Source organism: Pauljensenia sp. 20925_1_27, assembly GCF_041432835.1.
In the GTDB taxonomy this organism is placed as follows: domain Bacteria; phylum Actinomycetota; class Actinomycetes; order Actinomycetales; family Actinomycetaceae; genus Pauljensenia.
Genome location: NZ_JAPWAH010000001.1, coordinates 34,935 through 59,015, shown reverse-complemented (window position 1 = coordinate 59,015; position 24,081 = coordinate 34,935). Strand labels below are relative to the sequence as shown.

Annotated in this window: 23 protein-coding genes; 16 read left to right on the top strand and 7 right to left on the bottom strand. The window is 65.2% G+C overall.

Annotated elements, in window-relative coordinates; genetic code table 11:
* The first annotated feature begins 119 nt into the window (after positions 1–119).
* From O3684_RS00305 to O3684_RS00295, 3 genes are read left to right on the top strand one after another with little or no spacing between them, the layout of a single operon-like run.
* Complete coding sequence (locus O3684_RS00305; protein WP_500064260.1) at positions 120–1,706, top strand: sodium-dependent transporter; 1,587 nt, start codon at positions 120–122, stop codon at positions 1,704–1,706.
* Positions 1,703–1,864, top strand: coding sequence for a methionine/alanine import family NSS transporter small subunit (locus O3684_RS00300; RefSeq protein ID WP_016461098.1), 162 nt, complete (start codon positions 1,703–1,705; stop codon positions 1,862–1,864). Before O3684_RS00305 ends, O3684_RS00300 begins: the two co-directional genes overlap by 4 nt.
* 9 nt (positions 1,865–1,873) lie before the next feature.
* Positions 1,874–2,620: an HAD-IIB family hydrolase gene (locus tag O3684_RS00295; protein WP_500064259.1), complete on the top strand. Its 747-nt coding sequence runs from the start codon at positions 1,874–1,876 to the stop codon at positions 2,618–2,620.
* Positions 2,621–2,716: 96 nt separating this feature from the next.
* Here the strand turns inward: O3684_RS00295 and O3684_RS00290 are convergent, their stop codons facing one another.
* The 4 genes from O3684_RS00290 to O3684_RS00275 all read right to left on the bottom strand — a co-directional run bounded on the left by O3684_RS00290 (position 2,717) and on the right by O3684_RS00275 (position 6,009).
* Complete coding sequence (locus O3684_RS00290) at positions 2,717–3,595, bottom strand: TrmH family RNA methyltransferase (protein ID WP_500064257.1); 879 nt, start codon at positions 3,593–3,595, stop codon at positions 2,717–2,719.
* An 8-nt stretch (positions 3,596–3,603) separates the two neighbouring features.
* On the bottom strand, positions 3,604–4,668 hold the full coding sequence (locus O3684_RS00285) for a quinone-dependent dihydroorotate dehydrogenase (RefSeq protein WP_500064255.1): 1,065 nt from the start codon (positions 4,666–4,668) through the stop codon (positions 3,604–3,606).
* Positions 4,669–4,686: 18 nt separating this feature from the next.
* Positions 4,687–5,241, bottom strand: coding sequence for a hypothetical protein (locus tag O3684_RS00280; protein ID WP_500064252.1), 555 nt, complete (start codon positions 5,239–5,241; stop codon positions 4,687–4,689).
* A gap of 186 nt (positions 5,242–5,427) precedes the next feature.
* Entirely contained in the window at positions 5,428–6,009 is a 582-nt protein-coding gene (locus O3684_RS00275; RefSeq protein ID WP_500062213.1) for a DUF3043 domain-containing protein, read from the bottom strand.
* A 97-nt stretch (positions 6,010–6,106) separates the two neighbouring features.
* Between O3684_RS00275 and O3684_RS00270 the strand changes: the two genes are divergently transcribed.
* The 6 genes from O3684_RS00270 to trpD all read left to right on the top strand — a co-directional run bounded on the left by O3684_RS00270 (position 6,107) and on the right by trpD (position 11,454).
* On the top strand, positions 6,107–7,480 hold the full coding sequence (locus O3684_RS00270; RefSeq protein WP_500064250.1) for a M20/M25/M40 family metallo-hydrolase: 1,374 nt from the start codon (positions 6,107–6,109) through the stop codon (positions 7,478–7,480).
* Complete coding sequence (locus O3684_RS00265; protein WP_500064249.1) at positions 7,477–8,445, top strand: glycerate kinase; 969 nt, start codon at positions 7,477–7,479, stop codon at positions 8,443–8,445. Before O3684_RS00270 ends, O3684_RS00265 begins: the two co-directional genes overlap by 4 nt.
* A gap of 85 nt (positions 8,446–8,530) precedes the next feature.
* A complete protein-coding gene (gene erpA / locus O3684_RS00260; RefSeq protein WP_003792846.1) occupies positions 8,531–8,884 on the top strand; it encodes an iron-sulfur cluster insertion protein ErpA in 354 nt (117 codons plus the stop codon).
* Positions 8,885–8,903: 19 nt separating this feature from the next.
* A complete protein-coding gene (locus O3684_RS00255; protein WP_500064248.1) occupies positions 8,904–9,893 on the top strand; it encodes an FKBP-type peptidyl-prolyl cis-trans isomerase in 990 nt (329 codons plus the stop codon).
* Positions 9,894–10,006: 113 nt separating this feature from the next.
* Complete coding sequence (locus O3684_RS00250) at positions 10,007–10,399, top strand: response regulator transcription factor (protein WP_500064247.1); 393 nt, start codon at positions 10,007–10,009, stop codon at positions 10,397–10,399.
* Positions 10,399–11,454 carry an anthranilate phosphoribosyltransferase gene (gene trpD, locus O3684_RS00245; protein WP_500064246.1) on the top strand — a complete coding sequence of 352 codons (1,056 nt, stop codon included), beginning with the start codon at positions 10,399–10,401 and terminating at the stop codon, positions 11,452–11,454. The genes O3684_RS00250 and trpD overlap by 1 nt, the downstream gene beginning before the upstream one ends.
* Before the next feature lie 13 nt (positions 11,455–11,467).
* On the opposite strand, the gene O3684_RS00240 is transcribed toward trpD, so the two are convergent.
* Positions 11,468–13,201, bottom strand: a complete 1,734-nt coding sequence (locus tag O3684_RS00240) for an exonuclease domain-containing protein (protein ID WP_500064244.1) — start codon at positions 13,199–13,201, stop codon at positions 11,468–11,470.
* Between the two features lie 58 nt (positions 13,202–13,259).
* Here O3684_RS00240 and O3684_RS00235 point away from each other — a divergent pair, with 58 nt between their 5' ends.
* The 3 genes from O3684_RS00235 (at position 13,260) to O3684_RS00225 (ending at position 16,953) form a co-directional block, all read left to right on the top strand.
* Positions 13,260–14,072, top strand: a complete 813-nt coding sequence (locus O3684_RS00235) for a lysophospholipid acyltransferase family protein (protein WP_500064243.1) — start codon at positions 13,260–13,262, stop codon at positions 14,070–14,072.
* A gap of 213 nt (positions 14,073–14,285) precedes the next feature.
* Complete coding sequence (locus tag O3684_RS00230; protein WP_500062095.1) at positions 14,286–15,503, top strand: pyrophosphate--fructose-6-phosphate 1-phosphotransferase; 1,218 nt, start codon at positions 14,286–14,288, stop codon at positions 15,501–15,503.
* 10 nt (positions 15,504–15,513) lie between these two features.
* Positions 15,514–16,953 (top strand): class II 3-deoxy-7-phosphoheptulonate synthase, encoded by a 1,440-nt coding sequence (locus O3684_RS00225; RefSeq protein ID WP_500064241.1) that lies wholly within the window; start codon positions 15,514–15,516, stop codon positions 16,951–16,953.
* A gap of 71 nt (positions 16,954–17,024) precedes the next feature.
* On the opposite strand, the gene pknB is transcribed toward O3684_RS00225, so the two are convergent.
* Positions 17,025–18,962 (bottom strand): Stk1 family PASTA domain-containing Ser/Thr kinase, encoded by a 1,938-nt coding sequence (gene pknB, locus O3684_RS00220; protein WP_500064239.1) that lies wholly within the window; start codon positions 18,960–18,962, stop codon positions 17,025–17,027.
* A gap of 83 nt (positions 18,963–19,045) precedes the next feature.
* Here pknB and O3684_RS00215 point away from each other — a divergent pair, with 83 nt between their 5' ends.
* Positions 19,046–19,399, top strand: coding sequence for an Rv2175c family DNA-binding protein (locus tag O3684_RS00215; RefSeq protein WP_500062092.1), 354 nt, complete (start codon positions 19,046–19,048; stop codon positions 19,397–19,399).
* Positions 19,400–19,415: 16 nt separating this feature from the next.
* Here the strand turns inward: O3684_RS00215 and O3684_RS00210 are convergent, their stop codons facing one another.
* Positions 19,416–20,519: a polyprenyl synthetase family protein gene (locus O3684_RS00210; RefSeq protein WP_500064237.1), complete on the bottom strand. Its 1,104-nt coding sequence runs from the start codon at positions 20,517–20,519 to the stop codon at positions 19,416–19,418.
* Between the two features lie 145 nt (positions 20,520–20,664).
* On the opposite strand from O3684_RS00210, the gene O3684_RS00205 reads away from it, so the two are divergent.
* The 3 genes from O3684_RS00205 to ftsY all read left to right on the top strand — a co-directional run bounded on the left by O3684_RS00205 (position 20,665) and on the right by ftsY (position 24,031).
* On the top strand, positions 20,665–22,206 hold the full coding sequence (locus tag O3684_RS00205; RefSeq protein ID WP_500064235.1) for an RNA polymerase sigma factor: 1,542 nt from the start codon (positions 20,665–20,667) through the stop codon (positions 22,204–22,206).
* 126 nt (positions 22,207–22,332) lie between these two features.
* Positions 22,333–22,731 (top strand): ABC transporter, encoded by a 399-nt coding sequence (locus tag O3684_RS00200; RefSeq protein ID WP_500064233.1) that lies wholly within the window; start codon positions 22,333–22,335, stop codon positions 22,729–22,731.
* Positions 22,732–22,789: 58 nt separating this feature from the next.
* Positions 22,790–24,031 (top strand): signal recognition particle-docking protein FtsY, encoded by a 1,242-nt coding sequence (ftsY, locus tag O3684_RS00195; protein ID WP_500064231.1) that lies wholly within the window; start codon positions 22,790–22,792, stop codon positions 24,029–24,031.
* Positions 24,032–24,081 lie beyond the last annotated feature (50 nt).

Below are 24,081 nucleotides of genomic sequence, written 5' to 3'. Positions count from 1 at the left end.
CGTAAAAAAGAGTGCAAAAACACGTTCTGTATCGTGGACTCTGGCTGACTTCCGCGGATATCAGACCTAGTCTGGCTGGGAATTATCCCGTATATACACGAATGCAAGGAATTCACTTCATGTCATCCTCCGCATCCAAATTCGCGCCTCGCGCGCGCGACTCGTGGAGCGGCCAGACAGGCTTCCTCCTGGCAGCCATCGGCTCGGCCATCGGCCTGGGCAACATCTGGCGTTTCCCCGGCGTCTCCTACTCCAACGGCGGCGGCGCCTTCCTGGTCCCGTACCTCGTCGCGCTGATTTTCGTCGGCATCCCCATGCTCTGGCTCGACTACGCGGTCGGCCACAAGTTCCGCGGTTCACCGCCGTGGGCGCTGCGCAAGATTATCGGCGGCGGCGAGTTCATCGGCTGGTTCCAGACCTTCGTGTGCTTCGTCATCATGGTCTACTATGGCGCGGTCCTCGCCTGGGGCGTGCAGTACACGATCTACTCGGTGAACGCGGCCTGGGGCGACGACCCGACGACGTTCTTCACTGATACGTTCCTGCAGGTTGTCCCGGGTGACACGTTCTCCTGGGCGCCCGCCTGGTCGGTGATGATTCCCCTCGCGCTCGTCTGGGTTCTCGTCCTCTTCGTGATCGGACGCGGCCTGTCCAAGGGCGTCGAGGCGGCCAACAAGGTCTTCCTCCCGCTCCTTGTCATCCTCTTCCTCGCGCTCGTCGTTCGTGCGCTCTTCCTGCCCGGCGCCGTCGAGGGCCTCAACGCCTTCTTCACCCCGAACTGGGCCGCGCTCGCTGATCCCAAGGTCTGGCTGGCCGCCTTCGCGCAGATCTTCTACTCGCTGTCCGTGGGCTTCGGCATCATGCTGACCTACGCCTCCTACCTGAAGCGCAAGTCGAACCTGACCGGCACCGCGCTCGTGGCCGGCTTCGCGAACTCGTCCTTCGAGATCCTCGCGGGCATTGGCGTCTTCAGCGCCGTTGGCTTCATGGCGCACCAGGGCGGCGTGAGCGTCTCCGAGGTCGAGGGCCTGACCGGCCCGATCCTCTCCTTCGTGACCTTCCCGAAGATCATCTCGATGATGCCCGGCGGCCCGATTTTCGGCGTCCTCTTCTTCTCGTCGTTGGTTCTGGCCGGCGTGACCTCGCTGCTTTCTCTCCTCCAGGTCGTCTCCGGTGGCCTGCAGGACAAGTTCGGCTGGTCGCCCGCCCGCTCGGCGCTGGTTCTCGGCGTTCCCGCGACCGTCATTTCCCTGGCGCTCTTTGGCACCCGCTCGGGCCTGAATAACCTCGACATCGTCGACAACTTCATCAACTCGATCGGTGTTGTGTCCTCGGCGATCATGTTCGCCGTCCTGTGCGCGGTCGCCGGCCCCCGCCTCGGGGTGCTGCGCGCCCACCTCAACTCGGTGTCCAGCGTGAAGGTCCCCAAGGTGTGGGAGCCCCTCGTCGGCATCATCATTCCGCTCGTTCTGTTCATCATGATGGCGATGTCCATCGTTGACCTGCTGACGCACGGATACGGCAAGTACCCGACGAGCTACGTGCTGATCTTCGGCTGGGGTTCCGTCGCGGTCGCAGTGGTCGCCGCCCTGATCCTCACGTTCATCCCGTGGAAGCATCGCCCGGTGGACACTCACGCGACGGTCGCTCAGATCCTCGCTGATGACACTGACGAAACCGCTTCGATCGAAGGAGGCGCCAAGTGACCGCTCCCGCTATCGCCCTCATGATCCTGACGATCCTGCTCGTCTGGGGTGGCCTCGTCGCGTCCGTCGTCATGCTGCAGGTTCTCTCGGTCCCGTCGGACGAGGAGACCGAGGCCGCGCAGCGCGCTATCGAAGCCGCTGAAGCCGCGAAGCAGTAGGGTGGCATCGTGAAGCTCGTTGCCTTTGATCTCGATGACACCCTGGCGCCCTCGAAGTCGCCGTTGCCCGCCCGCATGGACGTGGCCCTGCGTGCCCTGCTGGATCACGTGGAGGTGTGCATCATCTCCGGTGGCCAGATGGGTCAGTTCCGCACCCAGGTGCTGGATAACCTGTACGCCACCGATGAGGAGCTCTCGCGCCTGCACCTGATGCCCACGTGCGGCACGCGCTACTACCGCTACGAGGATGGTGCCTGGGTTGAGCGCTATGCTCACGACCTGGATCCCGAGGTGGCAGCCCGCGCGATTGCCTCGCTCGAGCGTCACGCGCGTGAGCTCGGCCTGTGGGAGTCCAACCCGTGGGGCAACATCATCGAAGACCGCGGCTCACAGATCACCTTCTCGGCGCTCGGCCAGGAAGCTCCGCTCGATGCGAAGCGCGCCTGGGACCCGGATGGCACGAAGAAGACCGCTCTGCGCGACGCCGTGCAGCCTGACGTGCCTGAACTCGATGTGCGCGGAGGTGGCTCGACCTCGGTCGACATCACCACGCGCGGAATCGACAAGGCATTCGGCATGGGCAAGCTCGTCGAGGAGACGGGAATCCCCGCCTCCGAGATGCTTTTCATCGGCGACCGCCTGGATCCGGAAGGTAACGACTATCCGGTCAAGGCCGCCGGCTACGCGACGCGCGCCGTGAGCGGCTGGGAAGAGTGCGTGGATGTCATCGACGAGATCGTCGCGTCCATGAGCTGAACCGTCGGACATACGACGACGAGGCCGGGGCTGGGTGACCAGCTCCGGCCTCGTTTCGTTGTACGACGGCGGTCACGGCGCTGCTTGCTGATAACCTCAGTGTTGCTGCGCCCCGATGCCCCTGGTGGCCCAGAAGACGACGGCGGATGCTGCCGCGACGTTGAGCGAGTCAACCCCGTGGTCCATGGGGATTTTGACGGTGTAGTCGGAGGCGGCGATGGTGCGCCGCCCGAGCCCGTCACCCTCGGTGCCCATGACCATGGCGAGGCGCGCGTCCGGCCCCTGGAGGGCTGGCAACGAGGCGAAGTCGTGGAGGGAGACAGAATCGTCTGAGAGGGCCAGGGAGGCGACAGTGAAGCCGGCTTCCTGGAGAGCGGTGATGTCCCCGGGCCACGATTCGAGTCGAGTCCACGGGACCTGGAAGACGGTTCCCATGGAGACGCGCACGGATCGCCGGTAGAGGGGGTCGGCGCACTGCGGGGTGACCAGGACGGCGTCCACGCCGAGTGCGGCGGCGGAGCGGAAGGCCGCGCCCACGTTCGTGTGGTCGACCAGGTTTTCCAGGACAACAACGCGGCGGGCGGGCGAGCCCGCGCGTGCGGTGGCGAGCAACTCGCCAAGGGAGGGGAGGACGGGGCGCTGCATTGCCGCCAGGGCACCGCGGTGCAGGTGGAAGCCTGTCATCTGCTCCAGGATGTCCTCGTCGGCAACGAACACGGGGACATCGGCACCGTCTGGAGCGCCCGTCGCCTCCGCGATGAGCGCTTCGAGCGTGGGCAGCCAGCGCCGGGACATGAGGAAGGAACGCGGGTGGTGCCCCGCGCGGATGGCGCGTTCGATGACGTTCGCGGATTCGGCCATGTACAGGCCGCGTTCCGGTTCGATCTTGGAACGAAGCTTGACGTCTTTGAGGCGCGTGTAGTCGTCCAGGCGCGAGTCTGCGGCGAGATCCGCGCTGGTCAGTTCGATGATCACGGTGCCCCTTATGCGCGCTGGAGGGCGCGAGAGACCTCGCCCGGCCAGGACGGGCCCTCGAAAATGAAGGCGGAGAAGGCCTCGACCAGGTCGGCACCCGCGCCGATCATGCGCAGCGCGTCCTCCGGAGAGGAGATTCCGCCGGTTCCGATGAGGATCTGTTCCTCGTCGAGGTGGCGAGCTATGAGGGAGACTACCTCGAGGGCGCGGGGCAGTAGCGGAGCGCCGGAGACGCCACCCTCGCCCAGGTCGTGGTTGATCGTCGTGTTCGTGGCGACGACACCCGCCAGGCCGAGTTCCTTCGTCAGCTCGACGATGGCGACGATGTCCTCATCGGCCAGGTCGGGGGCGATCTTGACGAAGAGGGGCATGACGCGGTCGGGAGCTCCGGCTTCGCAGCCGCGGCGGGCTGCCTGCAAGATCGGGCGCAGGTGATCGACCGACTGCAGGTCGCGCAGGCCGGGTGTGTTGGGGGAGGAGACGTTGACGACGACGAAGTCGACCCAGTGGGCCAGCGTCTTCGCGCAGTACTCGTAGTCGGCCGGGGCATCCTCCTCGGAGGTCACCTTGTTCTTGCCGATGTTGGCGCCCACAATGGCGGCGCGGCCCGCGGACGTTGAGCGCAGCTCGCGCAGCTTCTGCGCGGCTGCATCCGCGCCGGCGTTATTGAAACCCATGCGATTACGCAGGCCGCGCTCTTCCATGAGGCGCCACAGGCGCGGTGCGTCGTTGCCGGGTTGGGGGCGCGGGGTGACGGTTCCGATTTCGACGAAGGCGTAGCCGAGGGCACACATGCCGAGCACGGCCTGCGCGTCCTTGTCCATGCCGGCTGCGAGGCCCAGACGCGAGGGCAGGCGGCGCTGCCCCAGCGTTAGGGGGACCTCGACTCCGTTCACCGTCCGGGTGGGGCTGTGGTGGGGATCGAGGTAGCCCAGTGTGGCGCGCATGAGTCCGCGCGTCGGGGCGAATCGTCCGGCCAGCGAAATCGCTCCCAGACCCAGGTGGTGTGCATCCTCCGGGTCGGAACGTGAGATGAAGTGTGTGAAAGCCCAGTTGTACGCGCGTCGGATCATGCTTCCTAGGATAGTTGATCAGTCCCACCATGCCCACCACCACCGCGTGGATGATCCGTCTCGAACGAGCAGGCGCATCTCGTCGGGCGGTATCGCCTCCTCGCCAAGGCCGAGGACCGAGGCTAGCGTGAGCCAGTGTTGAAAGCTCGGATATCGATCCTCGTCGATGGGGGCACCGGTGTGTGCGATGATCGCCGACTCGGGAACCAGCACGGTGTCGATGCTGACGCGTTCGTCTCGGCGAGGGGCCCGGATGACGTATCCCTCGAGCGTGAGCCCGTCGATGTGCGTGGCGGCGCGCAGCAGGTCGATGATCCGAGGCGCGTTGTTCTGCCTGTCATCGCGTGCATCCTTCGGCAGGAGCGTGGAGAGGCGCCGCGCATCCGTACCTGTGAGATCAGCGAAGCGTGCGTAGTCGCCGAGGTCCCACCCGTCGCACAGGTAGGGCGCGAGGAGGGCGGAGATGCCTCGGTCATCCAACCAGTGGGCGGGGCCGTACATGCCGTCGGGGGAGGGCTCGTCCTCCTCACATGCAATATCACAGGTGGGCAGCAGTGTGGTCGTTGTGTGCATGATGCATCCTTGTCGTCTCTGTCGGGCGTCGATGCTCCGACACGAACAGGATGGCCTGCGAGAGGAAGGGGAATCCAGCGCGACGGCGGCCCCTGTGGATACAGGGTTGGTCGCGACGGACCCTGTGGATAAAACGCGTCGGCCCCGCCACCATGTGGATGGGGCGGGGCCGACGTGGTCTGCGGATTACTTTGGGAACTGTCCGCGGTCAACCTGGGGGCGCGGCGAGCGCCAGCGACGCGGCATGATCATGCGGGAGAAGGTGTAGTACCCGGTGCCGGAGGGAATATCCTCGCGCGGGTGTGCCTCGGCAAAGGTGCGCTTCACCTTGCGCCACACGAGGAAGGCCTCAACCGCGGTGATGATGAAGGATCCGTACATGAGGATCGACGATCCGTAGAGCAGGTAGGCCTGGTACTGCAGCGGGATCTTGTTGCCGAGCATCGAGAGCAACATGATCAGGATGATGGAGACCATCATGACGGCGAGGATCCACTCGGAGAAGGAGTGTCGTGCGTCCACGTAGTCGCGCACGAAGCGACGGGCAGCGCCCTTATCGCGTGCCGGGAGGTATTTCTCCTCGCCGGTCACCAGCGCGCGCTGTTCGGCGTCGAAGCGCGCGTTGCGGGCGGCGCGTGCGGCACGCTTGGCTTCCTTGCGGTCCTTGGGAACCAGCGGGTGGATACGCGCGGCCTCGGCGTCCTTACGCTTGGGCGTGGGACGGCCTTTTTTGCCGCCGGGCGTCGTTGAGACTGGCTCAACGTGCATCGAGGTCTCGTCGTTGTTGTTCTTGCTTCGTCCAAACACGGTTCAAGGCTAGCGGATAGCCTGCCCGCCTCGCACTCCCATGGTCTACCCTGGTCGTATGGCTGATACTTCACACACATTGTCGTCGTCCGTTTTGAGGGAGCGCCTGGAGGCCGCTTTCCCGTCTCTGCTGGAGGAACTCACGCAGCTCGTCGCGATTCCGTCGGTGTCGTCGGATCCTGCGCACGCCGCCGACGTGGAGCGCAGCGCTGAGCATATTCGTGAGCGTTTCGCTTCCCTTGGTCTGGACGCCAAGGTCCTGCGCGAAACCGCTGCGGATGGGACCGAGGGCAAGCCCGCGCTCGTCGCGCATTCGCCCCGCATCGAGGGTGCCCCGACCGTCCTGCTTTACGCCCATCACGACGTGCAGCCGGTGGGTGAGCTGAGCCGTTGGAGCATGGACCCCTACAAGGCGGAGGTTCGTGGAGACCGCATCTACGGTCGCGGTTCTTCCGACGACGGCGCCGGCATCACGGTGCATCTAGGTTCCCTGTCGATCCTTGGCGAGGACCTGCCGGTGAACGTCGTCGTGTTCATTGAGGGCGAGGAAGAGATCGGTTCTCCTTCGTTCACCGCGTTCCTCGATGCGCACAAGGATGAGCTTGCCGCCGACGTCATCGTTGTGACGGATTCGTCGAACTGGAAGGTCGGCGAGCCTGCCGTCACCTCGACGCTGCGCGGCAACGCGATCGTGACCGTCGATGTGACTGTCGCGGACCACGCGGTGCACTCGGGTGCGTTCGGTGGCCCGCTGCTCGATTCCGTCGCGGTTTCCTCGATGCTGATCGCCTCGCTCTTCGACGAGAAGGGCGATGTCGCGGTCCCGGGCCTGGGCGGTTCGGATCACGCGGACGTGGATTGGCCGGAGGAGGAGCTGCGTGCCGCGGCCGGCATGGTCGAGGGCCTGCAGTTGGCGGGTTCGGGCGACATTGCCGCCCGCATGTGGACCAAGCCCTCGATCTCGGTGATCGGTTTTGACGCGCGTCCCGTTTCTAACGCCTCGAACACGATTGCCCCGCACACGCGTTTCCGCCTGTCGATGCGCACGGTCCCCGGCGTCGATCCCCTCGAGGCCCAGACCAAGCTCGTCGACTACCTGCTCGCTCACGCGCCCTTCGGTGCGCGCGTCGAGGTCACGGCCGAGGATGCGGGTGCCGGCTACCAGGCTGACATGGATTCCCCCGTCACGAAGGCGCTGCACGAGTCCCTCACCGAGGCCTGGGGCGTTCCCTCGGTCAACATCGGCGTGGGCGGCTCGATCCCGTTCATTTCTGACTTCCAGCGCATCTTCCCCCACGCGCAGGTCGTCGTCACCGGCGTCGAGGACCCGCTGACGAACGCTCACTCGGAGGACGAGTCGCAGTCGATTTCCGACCTGAAGGCCGCAATCCTCGCCGAGGCGCTTCTGCTGACGCGCGTGGCGTCCCTGTGAGTCGTGTTGTTGTCGCCGGTCGGTGGGACGGGGGTATTCCCGCCTTACCGACCGGCGATGCGCTTGCTGCAATCGGACGGGGCGTTCTTACCGGCGCCCCCAGTTCGACGGTGGTGACGCTTCCCGTCGGTACCGGACCAACCTTCGACGAGGCCGTGGCGGCCTTGCGCTCCCAGGCCTCGTTCGTGCGCGTGCCCACGGATGCCTCGTCGTCGCGTGAGGCGGGCGTGTGCGTGGCGGAAACGCTCGGGATGCAGCGGACGGTCATCGTTGAGGGGGGACACAACGCTTCCCCGGACTGCGGTATCGGCTTTCTCGAAGGACTCCTCGGCGATAGCTGTATTGATCCGAGGCGGCCCGAGGCGCTCGCCGATGCGCTGACGCGCGCCCAGGACCTGGTTGCGGATGCCGACGTCGATCTTGTCTGCGCGGCATCCACCGCGCGGCCGCTTGTGGGCCTCGACTCGATCCTTGCCGTTGCACCCGACCTGGAGCCGATCGAGAGCCAAGACACCGCCCTGACGGCTGCTCTCACGCAGGCGTTCGCGCACCGTCCGCTGAGGCGCCGCCAGCTTTTGGCGGGTCAGGAGGTCCATCCGGCGCGCCTGCGCGGTTCAGGTGCCGGCGGCGGCGTGGGGGCCGTCATCGCAGCGATCGGTGGACGTATCGTCTCTACCGGTGATCTGCTGTCCCAGCTTCTCGATCTGGACGGCATGATGGAGGGCTGCGACCTCGTGATCGTCGCCGAACCTGAGCTGTCCTCGCCGCTGCTTGCTGAATCGACGCTCGAGCGTGTGACGAGTGCCGCTGGAGCGCATGCGCTGCCCGTCGTCGCTATCACCCACAGGTCGAGTCTCTCGCACTTCGAGAAGGCCGAATGGGGGCTTCACGGAGTGTTTGAGACGGAAGGATCGGTCACGCTCGAAGACGCCGGACGCCGCGTCGCCCGCACCTGGTTACGCTGAGCGCGCACCCCAGCCGTGGCGCGTGGTCCACGCGGGGGAGTAGTGTGTCAAGCGAATACGTCTATCCGTTACGAAAAGGAGCATCATGTCCGAGTCCGCAACTCAGGCTCCCACCCACGAGGTCATCCTCACCGACGTCGCAGCTGCGAAGGTGAAGAGCCTCCTTGAGCAGGAGGGTCGCGACGACCTGCGCCTGCGCATCGCCGTTCAGCCCGGTGGCTGCTCCGGCCTCATCTACCAGCTGTACTTCGATGACCGTACCCTCGACGGCGACGCGATTCGCTCCTTCGACGGCGTTGAGGTCGTCGTCGATCGCATGAGCGTTCCCTACCTGAGCGGCGCCACGATCGACTTCGCCGACACGATTGAGCGTCAGGGCTTCACCATTGATAACCCCAACGCCCAGAACACCTGCGCCTGCGGCGAATCCTTCCACTGAGCCGAAAGAACACTTTTCCATGATGTCCTTCCTGCGCCGCTTCGGTGCCCTCGCCGGCGCAGCCGCCCTCGTTCTCGGGCTCGCGGCTTGCTCCGACGCTTCGTCGTCTCCGTCTCCCGCTCCCGCGGAGATCGACTACTCTGCCTGCTCGACGGACGACTCCGCTGACCAGAATGCGAACGTCGACCGCAGCGGCAAGGGAAACTTCCCGTCGATTACCGGCGATGACACCCCCGTGATCGCCGCCGGGAAGGGAAGCGAGCCGACCGACAAGGTTCTCGTCAAGACCCTCAAGCAGGGCGATGGTGCGCTCGTGTGTCCGGGTGCGACAATCAGGGCGAACTACGTGGGTGCTCTGTGGAACGGCACTGTTTTCGATTCGTCCTTCAAGAAGGGACAGCCTATCGATTTCTCGCTCGACCGGGTCGTCAAGGGCTGGGGCTACGGCCTGGCCCACACGCACGTGGGTGACCGTGTCGAGCTCGTCATTCCTGCCTCTTTAGGCTACGGTAGCCAGGCCGCTGGCGATATTCCCGCGAACTCGACCCTCGTGTTCGTCGTGGACATCGTGGGCGTTGCCACCGAGAACCTGGCCGACGAGTCGGTTCTCAGCGGCGCGACTGCGACCGGCGAGGAACTTCCCGCCGGTGTGACCGTGACCGGTGATCCCGGTGTCGAGCCGACCCTGGCTATCGATGAGAGCGTCGCCGCACCCACCGAGCGGAAGATCTACACGATCTACAAGGGCTCGGGTGAGGAACTCGCAGACGGGGAATCCTTCCTGTACAAGGCGCTCGCTGGTGGCTTCGGCGCGAACGGACAGACCCAGTCCAGTTGGAGTCAAGCACCTGTCGAGGAGGCTGTGACGAACGCGGGTCTGGCCGGTTACACTGTTGGCTCCCGTATCCTCCTTGTTGTCCCGATCCCGGCTTCGCAAGCGCAATCGGGTACGTCGGCTCAGGCGAACGTGATGGTTGTCGATATCGTCGGCACCTCCTCGATGCAGTGACGATACGCCGACGCAGGTGAACGTGAGCGGGCGGCTCCCAGTGTGGGAGCCGCCCGCTACCAGTTAGAATGGGGCCATCGCGTCGAATTGGCCGACATACGCAAGGAGATTCCATGAGTGAAGATACCGTTCGAATCCTGGTTTTCAGCGACGATAAGGACAAGCGTCAAGCCGTCATCAACGGCGTCGGACTGCGTGCCTCCAAGGACACGCCCCGCATCGAATGGGTGGAGGCCGCCACGGCTTTCGGCGTTCGTGACGCCTTTGATCAGCAGGATTTTGCGATGCTGATCCTTGATGCTGAGACGAAGAAGGAGGGCGGCATGTCCGTCGCCCAGGATCTGCGTGAGACCCGTGACGGCGTTCCTCCGATCGTGTTCCTGACGGCTCGCCCGCAGGACGAATGGCTGGCCACGTGGGCCGGTGCAGCGGCGGTCGTGGCCGACCCGATCGACCCGATCATCCTGCAGGAAACCGTCGCCGACGTGTTGCTCGGAGCCGAGTGATGGCAGCTCAGGGGTGGGCGCCGATCATCCAGGCGCTGACCGCGGGCGAGAGCCTCGACTACGGCCAGTCGTACTGGCTGATGGATCAGGTGATGAGCGGCGAGCTCGGCGAGGCACGTCTTGCCTCTTTCCTGACCGCCATGGCCATGAAGGGCGCCACGGTTGACGAGATCCACGGCCTCGCTGATGGCATGCAGGATCACGCGGCACATGTCGATCTGCCCAGCCGCGCCCTCGACATTGTGGGCACGGGCGGCGACGGGTACAAGACCGTGAACATCTCGACGATGTCCGCTATCGTGCTCGCAGCGATGGGAATTCCGCTCGTCAAGCACGGTAACCGTGCGTCGACGTCGAAATCGGGTTCCGCGGACGTGATCGAGGCGCTCGGCGTCAATCTTGACCTCGACGCCGATGCCCTGCGTCGCGTTTTCGATGAGGTGGGCATCGCGTTCCTGTTTGCCAATAAGATGCATCCGTCGATGCGTTTTGCTGCCCCCGTGCGCCGCGCGCTCGGTTTCCCCACGGCCTTCAACGTCCTGGGACCGCTGACGAACCCCGCGCGCGTGCAGGCGTGCGCGATCGGCGCGTCGCGTGAGGAGAACGCGCGACTGATGGCGGGCGTCTACGCCTCGAGGGGCCTGAGCGCGCTCGTCTTCCGCGGTGCGAACACGGGCCTCGATGAGCTGACGACGACCGATGCGAACCAGGTGTGGATTGTGTCGGGCGGATCCGTGACTCCCACGGAGTTCGACGCCCGTGAGTCCCTGGGCATGGCCTCCTCCTCGATCGAGGACCTCGCGGGCGGTGAGGCGGCCGAGAACGCGGCTGTTGCCCGCGACGTGCTGTCGGGCGGTGGAGCGGATGCCGTCCGCGATGCCGTTGCGCTCAACGTCGGCGCCGGCATCCTGGCGTGGGAGGGCCTGGAAAACCCGGTGACGCAGGCCGACTTCGAAGAGCGCATGCGCGGTGCCGTCGAGCGTGCCCTGGGCACGCTGGCGGACGGCTCGGGTGCCCGACTCATCGAGCGTTGGGTGGCTGCATCGAACGCATAGGGACAAGCCCGCGTCATGCGTGCGGGCGGTGATGCGGATGGGCGGTTGCGTGGGCCAGGAGCTCGCGTAGCCGCCCGTCGCATAGCGGGCTGGCCGTCGGCTGGGCCCAGGGGAGAGGCCCGTTCCATTCGACGAGGCGCGTTCCCTCGCGGGCCAGCTCGGCGCACAGCAGCGCTGTTTCTGCCCACGACGCGCAGCTGGCGGCGACGCCGTCGGTCTCGATGGGTGTCGTGGACGTGAGAACGTCGATCCACGGGGAGGGGTCGGTGTACGGCGGAATGACCACGGAACTGAGGTGTCGGCCGTGGGATGCGACGTGCAGGATCCAACCTTTCTCGCCCCCGTCTCTGCGCGATCCCCACACGATGCGCGGCGCCGCCAGGATCGGTCGCATTGTCGCGCGTTCGACGCCCGTCATGTAGGCGCTGAGGTCGTCACGAGCGGCCGCAGCGGGCTCAAAGAGTCCCTGGGCGGATAGCCTCTCCATGAGCGCGGTGAGCGCGCGGGGAACGGCGAGCGTGGAGGCGGCCACGGCCTCGTCAAGGAGGCGTAACCTAACGTCGGGTTCGGCCTGCGTTAAAACGCGCTCGATCGCTCCGGCTGCGCGCAGGGCGTGCGCTCGCGTGCCGAAGGGGCCGAGTGCGTTCGGCAGATCACCGAGCGTAATGGACGATACGACGCGAGCACGGCCTGCATCGGCGATGACCCAGTGCTGGGATCCCTGACGCGTCGATGCTGAATTGTAGGGCGGTGCGAGTTCCCTGATATCGCGCAGTTCTCGGACTCTCGCCTCGAGGATGGACGCCGTGGGATAGGGCCGCACACCGGCAGCGAGGGACACCATACGCTGCACTTTCGGCCGCTTCTCCGCCTTCGTGTAGTAGCTGCCCACGCGCGAGCGCAGGGACGAGGCCGATCCCACGTAGAGCGTGTCACCCGCCGTATCGATGAAGTGATAGACCCCCGGGGAGGCGGGCAAGTCCGCGACGAAGGGCGGCGTTGAGGGGCGGCGCGCGGGTGCCTGATCGGTGAGAGCGACGAGGTCCTCCACGTCGGCGGCTCCTGCCCCTGCGAGCAGTTCGATGAATCCCAGGAGGATCTCAGCGGTTGCCCGGGCGTCTCCGAGTGCGCGGTGCTCGGGGACCGTGACGGTACCAAAGTACGAAGCGATCGTGGCGAGCTTGTGGTTGCGCACGAGCGGGCGGGGCAACGCGAGGCGCGCGAGGGCAAGGGTGTCCACAACGCGTACACGAGGCCAGGGGAGCGAGGACGCGCGGGCCGCGCGGCGCAAGAACCCCACGTCGAAAGACGCATTGTGAGCGACGAGGACTGGGCGTTCCTTGGTACCGAGGCCAGACCAGGCCATGAATCGCTCCAGTACCGACGCGATCGGGTCTGCGTGTGCAACCATCGCCGGCGTGATCCCCGTCAGCGACGTAATGAAAGGGGGAATGGGGCGTGAAGGTTTGACGAGTGAGGAAAATTCTTCCACCACGGCACCGCCCCGAACGCGCACCGCACCGATTTCCGTAATCTCAGCGCCCGCGCCCAGCCCCGTCGTCTCCAGGTCGACGACCACCCAGTGTCCGCTGGTGGCGGGGGTGCCGACGGCGTCCAGGCTGGGCTGCAGCTCCACCGACGAGGCCCGGGACAGCGCCTGCGACACCACCGATCGGGCGAAAGGCCGGGCCGACTCACCGGGCGTTATGGTTTCCCCACAATCGCGCACGGCAGTCTGTTTCGTCATACAGTTGATACTAATTCGTTCGCGCGCTTGCGCGCCCGTCGAGACTTCAGGAGTGACAGTGGCGTTCTATCAGGCTCTTAAGGCGACCGGCAGCCCCGTTCTGAAGGCGGCCTATCACCCGTGGATCCGCGGCAAGGAGAACATTCCTACCGAAGGACCCGCCATTCTCGCGTCCAATCACAATGCCGTATGGGATTCGGTGTTCCTGCCGATGATGCTCGACCGTGAGGTCGTCTTCATGGGTAAGGCCGACTACTTTACGGGCACCGGTCTCAAAGGGTGGATGACGAAGGAGTTTATGCGTGCCGTGGGCACCATCCCCGTCGACCGTACCGGTGGCCGCGCGTCCGAGGCGGCTCTGAACGCCGGACTCAAGCGCCTGCGCGACGGTGAACTCTTCGGCATCTACCCCGAAGGAACGCGCAGCCCCGATGGGCGCCTCTACCGCGGCAAGACCGGCGTCGCCCGCCTCGCGCTCCTGTCCGGTGCCCCCGTCATCCCCGTCGCCATGATCGGCACGCACGCCGCGCAGCCGATCGGCCAGAAGATTCCCTCGCGTACCAACATCGGCATGGTGATCGGCGAGCCCCTCGACTTCTCGCGCTACAAGGGCCTGCACAAGGACCGCTACGTGCTGCGGGCCATCACCGACGAGATCATGTATAACCTGATGCTCCTGTCCGGCCAGGAGTACGTCGACCTGTATGCCGCCGATGTCAAGGCGCAGCTGGCAGCCGAGGGTGCCTTCGAGGGCCCGGTTCCCTCCAACGGTCGCCCGGCGCCCGGCGGACGCACCGCTCCCGACGTCCCCGTGCCCACCGCCCCCGAGGAGGAGAGCGGCGAGGACCAGGAGGCCTCGGACAAGGAGTAACAGCACCTCGCCGTCATCTCACGGTTGGCTCGGGCACTGGGGTTTGTGGGACGGGTGTCCTTGGCGAAAGGCGATGCGGGCCGGGTAGAATGAACTGTGCCCTGCACACGCGCGCGCCCGTGCACTAGGCAGCCCCATCGGGTAGCCGGGGTGAGGCGGACCGCGCATGCACGCGCGGGGCCGTACCCAACCAACCTGAGAAAGGTGACATTCATGTCGGTCCGTCGTGTTGCCCTGCTGACCGCAGGTGGCTTCGCCCCGTGCCTGTCCTCCGCCGTCGGTGGACTCATCGAGCGCTACAACGAAATTGATCCCACGGTTGAGATCATCGCTTACCAGAACGGCTACCACGGCCTGCTCACCGGCAACTACGTGCTGGTCGACGAGGAAGCTCGCAAGCACGCTGCCGTCCTGCACCGCTTCGGTGGCTCTCCGATCGGTAACTCCCGCGTCAAGCTGACGAACAAGAAGAACCTGGTCGAGCGCGGCCTCGTCTCTGAGGACGAGGACCCGCTGCAGAAGGCTGCCGAGCAGCTGCGTGCCGACGGCGTTGACGTCCTGCACACCATCGGTGGCGACGATACCAACACCACGGCCGCCGACCTGGCTGCCTACCTGGAGGAGCATGACTACCACCTGACCGTCGTGGGCCTGCCCAAGACGATCGACAACGACGTCGTGCCGATCCGCCAGTCCCTGGGTGCCTGGACCGCCGCTGAAGAGGTCTCCGAGTACTCCCAGAACATCATCGGCGAGCACCGCTCCAACCCCCGCATGCTCATCATCCACGAGATCATGGGCCGCCACTGCGGTTGGCTGACGGCCGCCGGTTCGCAGCGCTACCACGAGTGGCTCAAGACCCAGGAGTGGGTGCCCTCGATCGGCCTGTCGAAGGAGCGTTGGGATATCCACGCCATCTTCCTGCCCGAGATGAAGATCGACCTGGATGCCGAGGCCAAGCGCCTCAAGGCCATCATGGACGAGCAGGGCAACGTCAACATCTTCCTGTCCGAGGGCGCTGGCGTCCCCGAGATCATCGCGGAGATCGAGGCTGCCGGCGGCGAGGTCCAGCGCGACCCCTTCGGCCACGTCAAGCTCGACACGATCAACCCCGGCCAGTGGTTCGCCAAGCAGTTCGCTGAGAAGATCGACGCCGAGAAGGTCATGGTCCAGAAGTCCGGCTACTTCTCGCGTTCCTCGCGTGCCAACGCCGACGACCTGCGCCTCATTAAGTCGATGACCGACCTCGCCGTCGAGTGCGCCTTCAAGGGCGAGTCCGGCGTTATCGGCCACGACGAGGAGGACGGCGACCGCCTGAAGGCCATCGCGTTCCCGCGCATCGCGGGCGGCAAGCCCTTCGACATTTCCGCCCCCTGGTTCGTCGAGATGATGGCCGAGATCGGCCAGACCGTCGAGCCCGCTGGCGAGTGAGTCGCTGCGCGTGATTCCTTCGATCACTCCCGGACGCGGCGGTGAGCCTGTGCGTAAGCCTCGCTCCCGCCGCGTCCCCGAGCGCCTGTGGTCACCCGAGTCCGGGGAGCGTGCTCCCTGGGATACGTGGCGCGGCCTGGGCGCAGCCCAACAGCCTACCTACGCGGACGCGGAACATCTCAGTGATGTGACGGCGCAGCTGCGCCGCCAGCCGCCGCTCGTGTTCGCCGGTGAGGTTGACGACCTGCGCACGTGGATGGGTGCGGCTGCCCGCGGCGAGGCCTTCGTCCTGATGGGCGGAGACTGCGCCGAGACATTCGCCGAGGCGACGGCGGATCACGTGCGCCTGAAGATTCAGACGCTGCTGCAGATGGCGGTCGTGCTCACGTACGGCGCGTCTCTGCCGGTCATCAAGGTCGGCCGCATCGCGGGTCAGTACGCCAAGCCGCGATCCTCCGATTTGGAGACTCGTGACGGCGTGACGCTGCCGAGCTACCGCGGCGATGCGGTGAACTCCTTCGAATTCACCTCCGAGGCGCGCGAGCCCGATCCGCAGCGCCTTCTGTCGCTGTACAACCATGCGGCGTCGACGCTAAACCTGATCCGCGCTTTCACGAAGGGCGGCTACGCCGACCTGCGTCAGGTACACCGTTGGAATCAGGGCTTCATGTCGAACCCGGCGTACGCGCGCTATGAGTCGCTGGCGGAGGACATCCACCGTGCGATTAAGTTCATGGGTGCCGCGGGCGTTGACTTCGAGACGCTGCGCGACGTCGACCTGTATTCGTCGCACGAGGCATTGCTGCTCGAGTACGAGTCGGCGATGACCCGCATTGATTCGCGCACGGGAGAGCCGTACAACACGTCTGCCCACTTCCTGTGGGCGGGGGAGAGGACGCGCGATGAGGAGGGCGCTCACATCGAGCTGCTGTCGCGCGTTCGCAACCCGATTGGGGTCAAGCTCGGTCCGTCGACCACGCCGGACCAGATGCTCTCGCTCGTTGATCGCCTGAACCCGGATGGTGAGGAGGGGCGCCTGTCGTTCATTACGCGTATGGGTGCCGGACGTATCCGCGAGGCGCTTCCGCCGCTGCTGGAAGCGGCGCGGGAAGATGGCCGTCCGATTACGTGGATGACCGATCCGATGCACGGCAACACGATTACGTCCTCGACCGGCTACAAGACACGCCGTTTTGAGACGGTCATGGATGAGGTTCGTGGCTTCTTCGAGGCTCACGAGGCAGCGGGAACTGTCCCGGGCGGCTTGCACGTCGAGCTCACCGGTGATGATGTGACCGAGGTGATTGGCGGCAGTGAGCACATCGATGATGAGTCGTTGCGTGATCGTTACGAGACGCTCGTGGATCCGCGTCTGAACCACCAGCAGAGCCTGGAGATGGCCTTCCAGGTCGCCCAGTACCTGGCGAAGGGTTCCTCCCACGAGGAGTGAGTTCACCGCACATAAGTATCCCCGGCCTCGTCTGTTATGGACGAGGCCGGGGATACTTATGACGGGCGAGGTCAGACGATCGTGATCGTGACGACGCTGCCCTTTTTCAGCATTGTTCCGGCGGCGGGATCGGTCTGTCGGACGGTTCCGAAGAAGCCGCCGAGAATTGCCTCCTCTTGGACGGTGAAACCGGCCGCTTCGAGTGTGGCCCTGGCGTCGTCGCGCTGGCGGCCGACAACGTCGGGTACAGCAACCTTTTCGGGTCCCTTGGAGACCGTGTAGGCGACGGTGTCGCCTCGGTGCAGGACTGTTCCTTCAGCTGTTTGCTGAGAGATGACCTGACCTTGCGCGACCGTATCGGAGAACGCTTCGGTGGGCGCTGCGACGAGGCCGAGCCCCTCGATAGCCTTCTTTGCGGCGTCCGCGCTCATCCCGTTGAGGGATGGAACGGTGAGAGGCTCGCGTCCCTTGGAGAGGACGACGTCGATGGCCTTGTCGTGCGGCACCGAGGTGCCCGACGGCACGGACTGGGAGATGACCTGTCCCTGCGGAATATCCTCGGAGTAGGCATCGGTTATGGCACCGAGGGCCAGGCCTGCATCGGTGAGCGCTTTCTTCGCATCATCCTGGGTCTTGCCGGTCACGTCGGGCACGTTCTTCATGTCCACGCCCTTGGAGACGTGGAGCGAAACCTCAGCGCGCTTATGGACAGGCGCACCGCCCTCAGGGTCCGAGCGAGTGACGGATCCTGTTGCTACGTCGTCCGAAAACTCCTCCTCGACGGTGAAGGTAAGCCCCATCGCACCCAGATCAGTCTCAACATCTGCGAGCGGACGACCGTCAGTAGCGGGCATCGTCAGATAGGAACCGGGGCCGTATTCGGTCCACCACCAGGTGCCTCCGATGCCAGCGACGGCGAGGAGGAGGACGACGAGGCTCACCCACAGGGCAGCACGCTTGTACGTTTTCGTCGTGCCCGCCTCCTCTGGCGTTGGGATCGGCGCGGAGGTGTGGACCGTCGTCACGGTTGAGGGTGCAGGAAGCGGCCTCGTGAACTGCGCGGACATCACCTCCGTATTGAGCGCGGTGGTCTCGGAGGCACCGCTGCGGTCGGCGGGGGCGATTTCTGCGCGGCGATTCGCTAGCTCGGCAGGTATGGCAGCGGCCGCGCGCGTTACCAGGTCGATGGCTTCGGAGGCATCGGCGGGACGCGAGGCGGGGTCGCGGGCCGTCAGCGCCGCGACGAGATCGTCGATTTCGCGGGGAATCCAGGACTGGGAAGCCGAAGGCTTGGGGACGTCGTCGGCGACGTGATGGGTGGCGATCTGCAGCGGTGATTCGCCTGCCCACGGCACAGCGCCGGTCAGCATCTCGTACAGCATGATGCCCACGGAGTAGATATCCGAGCGCGCGTCGGCCTCGGCCGTGGTGGCGATTTCCGGCGCGATGTACGCCACTGTTCCGAGCATGTTGCCCGTCGACGACATGGAGACCTCGGACGCCGCGCGTGCCAAGCCGAAGTCGGTGACCTTCGCGGGGCCGTCGGTCGGAACGAGGATATTTTCCGGCTTTATGTCGCGGTGGATCACGCCGACGCGGTGAGCGGCACGCAGGGCTTCAAGGGTATCGGTCGTATAGCGCAGTGCCTGAGGGATCGTAAAGGCACCCTGTGCGCGCAGCAGCTGGCGCAGGTTCGTTCCGTCGATCAGTTCCATCACGAGGAAGCCCTGGCCGGTGATGACGCCCTGATCGAAGACGGAGACGACACCGGGATGAACGATGCGCGCTGCGGAGCGTGCCTCGCGGCGGAAGCGTGCGACGAAGTCCTGGGAGTCCGCGAGGTGCGGGTGCATGACCTTCAGGGCGACCGGGCGCTCAAGGCGTTCGTCCTGGGCGATGTACACGGTGGCCATGCCGCCACGCGCTAGACGACGCGTGACTCGGTATCGTTCGTCGACCAGAAGCCCAATCAGTGGGTCGGTTTGGTCGAATGTCTGTTCGTCGCTCACTCGGTCGATTCTATGGGAGTTTTCGCGAAATTATCGGAAGTGCCCACCTCGGTGCGGCGCATGAATGGGGTAGTCTTGCGCTCATGACCAGTGTTGATATCACCGTGCGCTCCACCGACGAGGTCTGCCGTCTCCTCGGCATTGAGGAACGCCGCCTCAAGCAGCTGATCCGCGACCGAGTCCTCATCGAGGCACGCGACGGCGCGGGCGTGCGCGGCGTACCCCGAGAGATCATTATCAAGGGAGAGAACGGCTGGGAGCCGCTCCCGTTCCTGCAGGGAACACTCACCCTGCTGGCGGATGACGGGTTTACATCTGAGGAAGCGCTCGCGTGGCTCTACACCGTTCAGGACGAGCTGGGTGAGCGTCCGATCGACGCGCTGACGTCGGGTCGGCATCACCGGGTGAATCGGATCGCCTCGACGCTGGCCTTCTGATTCGCGTCGGTGGGGCTCACGCTCGCCTGGCGGTGAGGATCGCGCACAGTTCGCGCAGCATGGCGCGGGCATCGTCGTCGAAGGACGAGGCCTCAAGCGCTGCGTGCCCGTCGGCTACCAGGCGCGCAATCTCAGCTTCGTGGGGGGCGCGACCGTTGGCCTCGACGATGCGGGTTGCCGCGCTGAGGCGCTCAGGCGATGCCTCTGCCACCCCCAGAACCTCGGTGAGGGCGGACCGCTCGGCGGGGGAGGAAGCCTCCCAGGTGAGTGCCAGGAGGACGGTGCGCTTTCCTTCGCGCAGATCATCGCCCGCGGGTTTTCCGGTCACGGCGGGGTCTCCGAAGACGCCCAGGTCGTCGTCGCGCAGCTGGAATGCCAGTCCCCAGGGCGTCAGGATCTCTTCGAGGCTGCGAGCGAGTGTCTCGCCGTCGTCGAGCGTGGAAGCACCGCAGATGGCACCCAAAATTGCCGGGTGAACGACCGAGTAGTGAGCCGACTTATGGAGTGCGACCTCCAGCGCGTCACTGACGTTGAGCACGTCCGAGCGTTCGGGATCGAGCGGGGTCTGCTCGGCGGCGATGTCCAGGTATTGGCCGAGCGCAACCTCAGCGTGCATGTCGGCAAAGCGGCGCGCGAACGCGCGTGCGCGTTCTTCGTCAAGCCTCAGCGCCTGCTCGTCTGCAGCGGCGGTCGCTGCAGAGAACAAGAAGTCCCCGACAAGGATCGCAGCGTGAGCTCCGAAGTCGGTCGATGATCCGATCCACGACCTCGATGCATGGTGGTTGGCGAGGCTTCGATGAGGGGTCGGGATGCCGCGACGCTCGTCTGCCTTGTCGATAATGTCGTCGTGCACAAGAGCGCTGGCCTGGTAGAGCTCAAGCGCGGCGCCGAGGTGGGGGAGGGACACGTCTTCCAGGGGGGTAGCCGCTCCGAGCGAGTATCCGATATGCGCCATCAGCGCTCGAAAACGCTTCCCACCGCGCACGGACGCGAGCACGGCCTCGGAAAATTCCTCGGATCTGCTGGATGCGCCTGCGCGGACCAGAAGGCGCGCGAGGCTCGAGGCCGTTGCTTCATCGATGTGGGGACGCAGCGTTGCGAAACTATCGCTCAAAGTCATGAGGCAACTCTAACCGAGGTTGCGGCGCGCGGGAGGGACGAGGCGGGGCATCCTCACACCTTACCGCCAGGAAAACTGCGTAGCGAGGCACTAGACTGGCGATGGTATGCCGATTTGCAATCGGCTCTGTTGTGCATGCCCATCAATGAAAGGGACCCGTGTGAGTGCATCTCGCGCTTCGGCAAAGGACTCCGCGACGACTGAGAAAACCACGGAGGTGACGACCCCCGCGAAGAAGACGACGCGCGCTAAGAAGGCCACGACGGCCGCGGCTAGTGCACCCGCCGAGGAGAAGAAGTCTGCCGCGAAGAAGGCACCGGCGAAGAAGGCTCCCGCGAAGAAGACGACCAAGAAGGCCGACGCCGTCGAGACCGACAAGCCCGCCGCAAAGAAGGCTCCTGCCAAAAAGGCAGCGAAGAAGGCTGGTGCCGGCGAAGACAAGACCGCGAAGAAGCCCGCGGCCAAGAAGCCGCGCGGTCGCAAGAAGAAGGACGAGGAAATCGTCGAAGAGGTTGTCGTCGAGGAGCTCGGTGACGCTGCCGAGGAGGACTTCGAGCCTACGGGCGACGATCTGGAAGATCCGGATCTCGAGGCAGGCACCGACGACGAGGATGTGACCGACGCCGAGGAAGAGGCTGAGGAAGAAGACCCGAAGGTCGCTGAGGGTGCGGCGTTGCGCGAGCGTACCAACGCTGGCATCCACGTGAAGGGTGGTTTCGTGGTCTCGGATTCCGACGAGACCGACGAGCCCGTTCAGCAGGTGACGGTCGCCGGCGCAACGGCCGATCCGGTTAAGGACTACCTCAAGCAGATCGGCAAGGTGTCGCTGCTGAACGCGGAGCAGGAAGTTGATCTTGCCCGCCGCATTGAGGCGGGCCTGTACGCCGAGTACAAGCTGAAGAACCAGGCCGACGAGATGACCAGCCGCGAGCGCCGCGAGCTGCATTTCCTCGCGCAGGATGGTCAGCAAGCAAAGAACCACCTCCTCGAGGCAAACCTGCGTCTCGTCGTGTCCCTGGCCAAGCGCTACACGGGCCGTGGCATGCAGTTCCTGGATCTCATCCAGGAGGGCAACCTGGGTCTGATTCGTGCCGTGGAAAAGTTTGACTACACCAAGGGCTACAAGTTCTCGACGTACGCCACCTGGTGGATCCGTCAGGCGATCACCCGAGCGATGGCGGACCAGGCGCGCACGATTCGTATTCCGGTCCACATGGTCGAGGTCATCAACAAGCTGGCCCGTGTTCAGCGCCAGATGCTGCAGGACCTTGGTCGCGAACCCACGCCTGAGGAGCTGGCAAAGGAACTCGACATGACGGCCGAAAAGGTTGTCGAGGTACAGAAGTATGGTCGCGAGCCCATCTCGCTGCATACGCCTCTGGGTGAGGACGGCGACTCTGAGTTTGGTGACCTGATCGAGGACTCCGAGGCTATCGTCCCGGCGGATGCGGTGTCCTTCACCCTGCTGCAGGAGCAGCTGCACCACGTGCTGGATACGCTCTCCGAGCGTGAAGCGGGCGTCGTGTCGATGCGCTTTGGTCTGGGCGATGGTCAGCCGAAGACCCTCGACGAGATCGGCAAGGTCTACGGCGTGACGCGCGAGCGTATCCGCCAGATCGAGTCCAAGACGATGTCGAAGCTGCGCCATCCGTCGCGTTCGCAGGTGCTGCGCGATTACCTCGACTGACGCTTCGTCGGCATTCATGGGGGTCAGGAACATGCGTTCCTGACCCCCATGACAATATCGTCACAAAGCGCATGTTCTCGGGTGCCAACGTCGCATAGTCAGGGTCCGATAGGGCAGGATGATGACATGCTTGAGGGTGCGTTGATTCTGGTTCTGACTGTCGTTCTTGTCCTCGTCGTCGCCGGTGGCGTCGTCGCGGTGCTGGCGCTGTCTCGTCGTAGCGCGGACGAGTGGAAGGGCGTCATCAAGCGAGAGAGCGAGGAAATCGCGGACGAGGTGAAGACTCACCATTCGCTTCCCAAGCGCGCCTCGACGTCCCCCGATGGTCCCGTGGTGCCTCGGACAGCTTCCCTGCAGTCACTCCTTCAAAATGCTGACTCGCGGAGCGCATACTTCGACGCTGACCGCTTGCCGGGCATTGATCGGCTGGAGACGGTCACCGGCCGCGTGAGTGAACGCTTTGATCGCGGCCGTCGGGGCTCCGACGGGGGTCATGCCTCCGCGCAGGAGTCGGCGCAGTCCTAAGGTAGTGATGCCGCACTCAGGTTTTCTGTGAAGAGCGTCCATAGGGGATAATGACCCTATGGACGCTTTTATTTCCACTCTCCAGTCACCGTGGGCGGTCGTTATCGGCCTGCTGGTCGCTGTGCTGATCGGTGTGCTCATCCGCATTGTTGTCAGTTCCAGGCGCCGGCCCACGGAGGACGTCAGTATTCCCGTTGAGCCGCAGGTTCCGGCCGAGGCACCCGGTGACGCGCCTGCTTCTGCCCCGCAAGAAGGAAGCGATGAGCCTCGCGCTGGCCCATCTGACGCGCCTGAGGCGACCCCCGAGGAGCCTTCTAAGGTCCCCGCGACCCCGGCCTCGTCTATCGAACGCCCCGAACCCGTGCGCGGGCGCATGGAGCGCCTGCGTGAACGTCTTGCATCCTCCGGTTCGCTGGGGCGTGCCATCCTCGGTGTTCTGAGCCGAGGCCAGCTCAGCGCTGCTGACTGGGAGGAGATCGAGGAATCGCTCCTCATCGCCGACCTCGGCCTTGAGGCTACCGACACGCTGATGGAGGCCCTCAAGCGCCGTGTCGCCGTCGAGTCCGTCACGGACGAGGCGCGCATCCGCGACATTCTGCGCGAGGAGCTCCTCGCTCTCGTTGGTCCCGACATGGATCGCTCCCTCAACCTCGAGCGCCCAGAGGTTGATGGTGCCACCAAGCCTGCCGTTGTCCTCATGGTGGGCGTGAACGGCACCGGAAAGACCACGACCGTCGGCAAGCTGGCTCGAATCCTCGTCGCGGAAGACAAGTCCGTGATCCTCGGTGCTGCTGATACCTTCCGTGCTGCTGCCGCCGATCAGCTTGCCACGTGGGGCGAGCGCGTGGGCGTGGACGTCGTGCGCAGCGACCGCGAGGGGGCTGACCCGGCTTCCGTCGCCTTCGAGGCCGTGCGCGAGGGTGTTGAGCGTGACGTTGACGTTGTCCTCGTCGATACTGCGGGTCGCCTGCAGAACAAGTCCACGCTGATGGACGAGCTCGGCAAGATCAAGCGCGTCATGGCCAAGCAGGCACCGGTTTCCGAGGTCCTCCTCGTCCTCGATGCCACCACCGGTCAGAACGGCATGAAGCAGGCCGAGGTGTTTGCCGAGGCTACCGGCGTGACTGGCATCGTGCTCACGAAGCTCGACGGCTCGGCCAAGGGCGGTATCGTCGTGTCCGTCCAGCGTGCGCTGGGTGTGCCCGTGAAGTTCGTCGGCCTTGGCGAGGGCGCGGACGATCTCGCTCCCTTCGATCCGCAGGGCTTCGTCGACGCGATCGTGGGCTGCGCGCAGGGCTGAACCTTCTCGTCATGACGCGCACCTCGGCCCCGGTGAGGAGACTCCCGGGG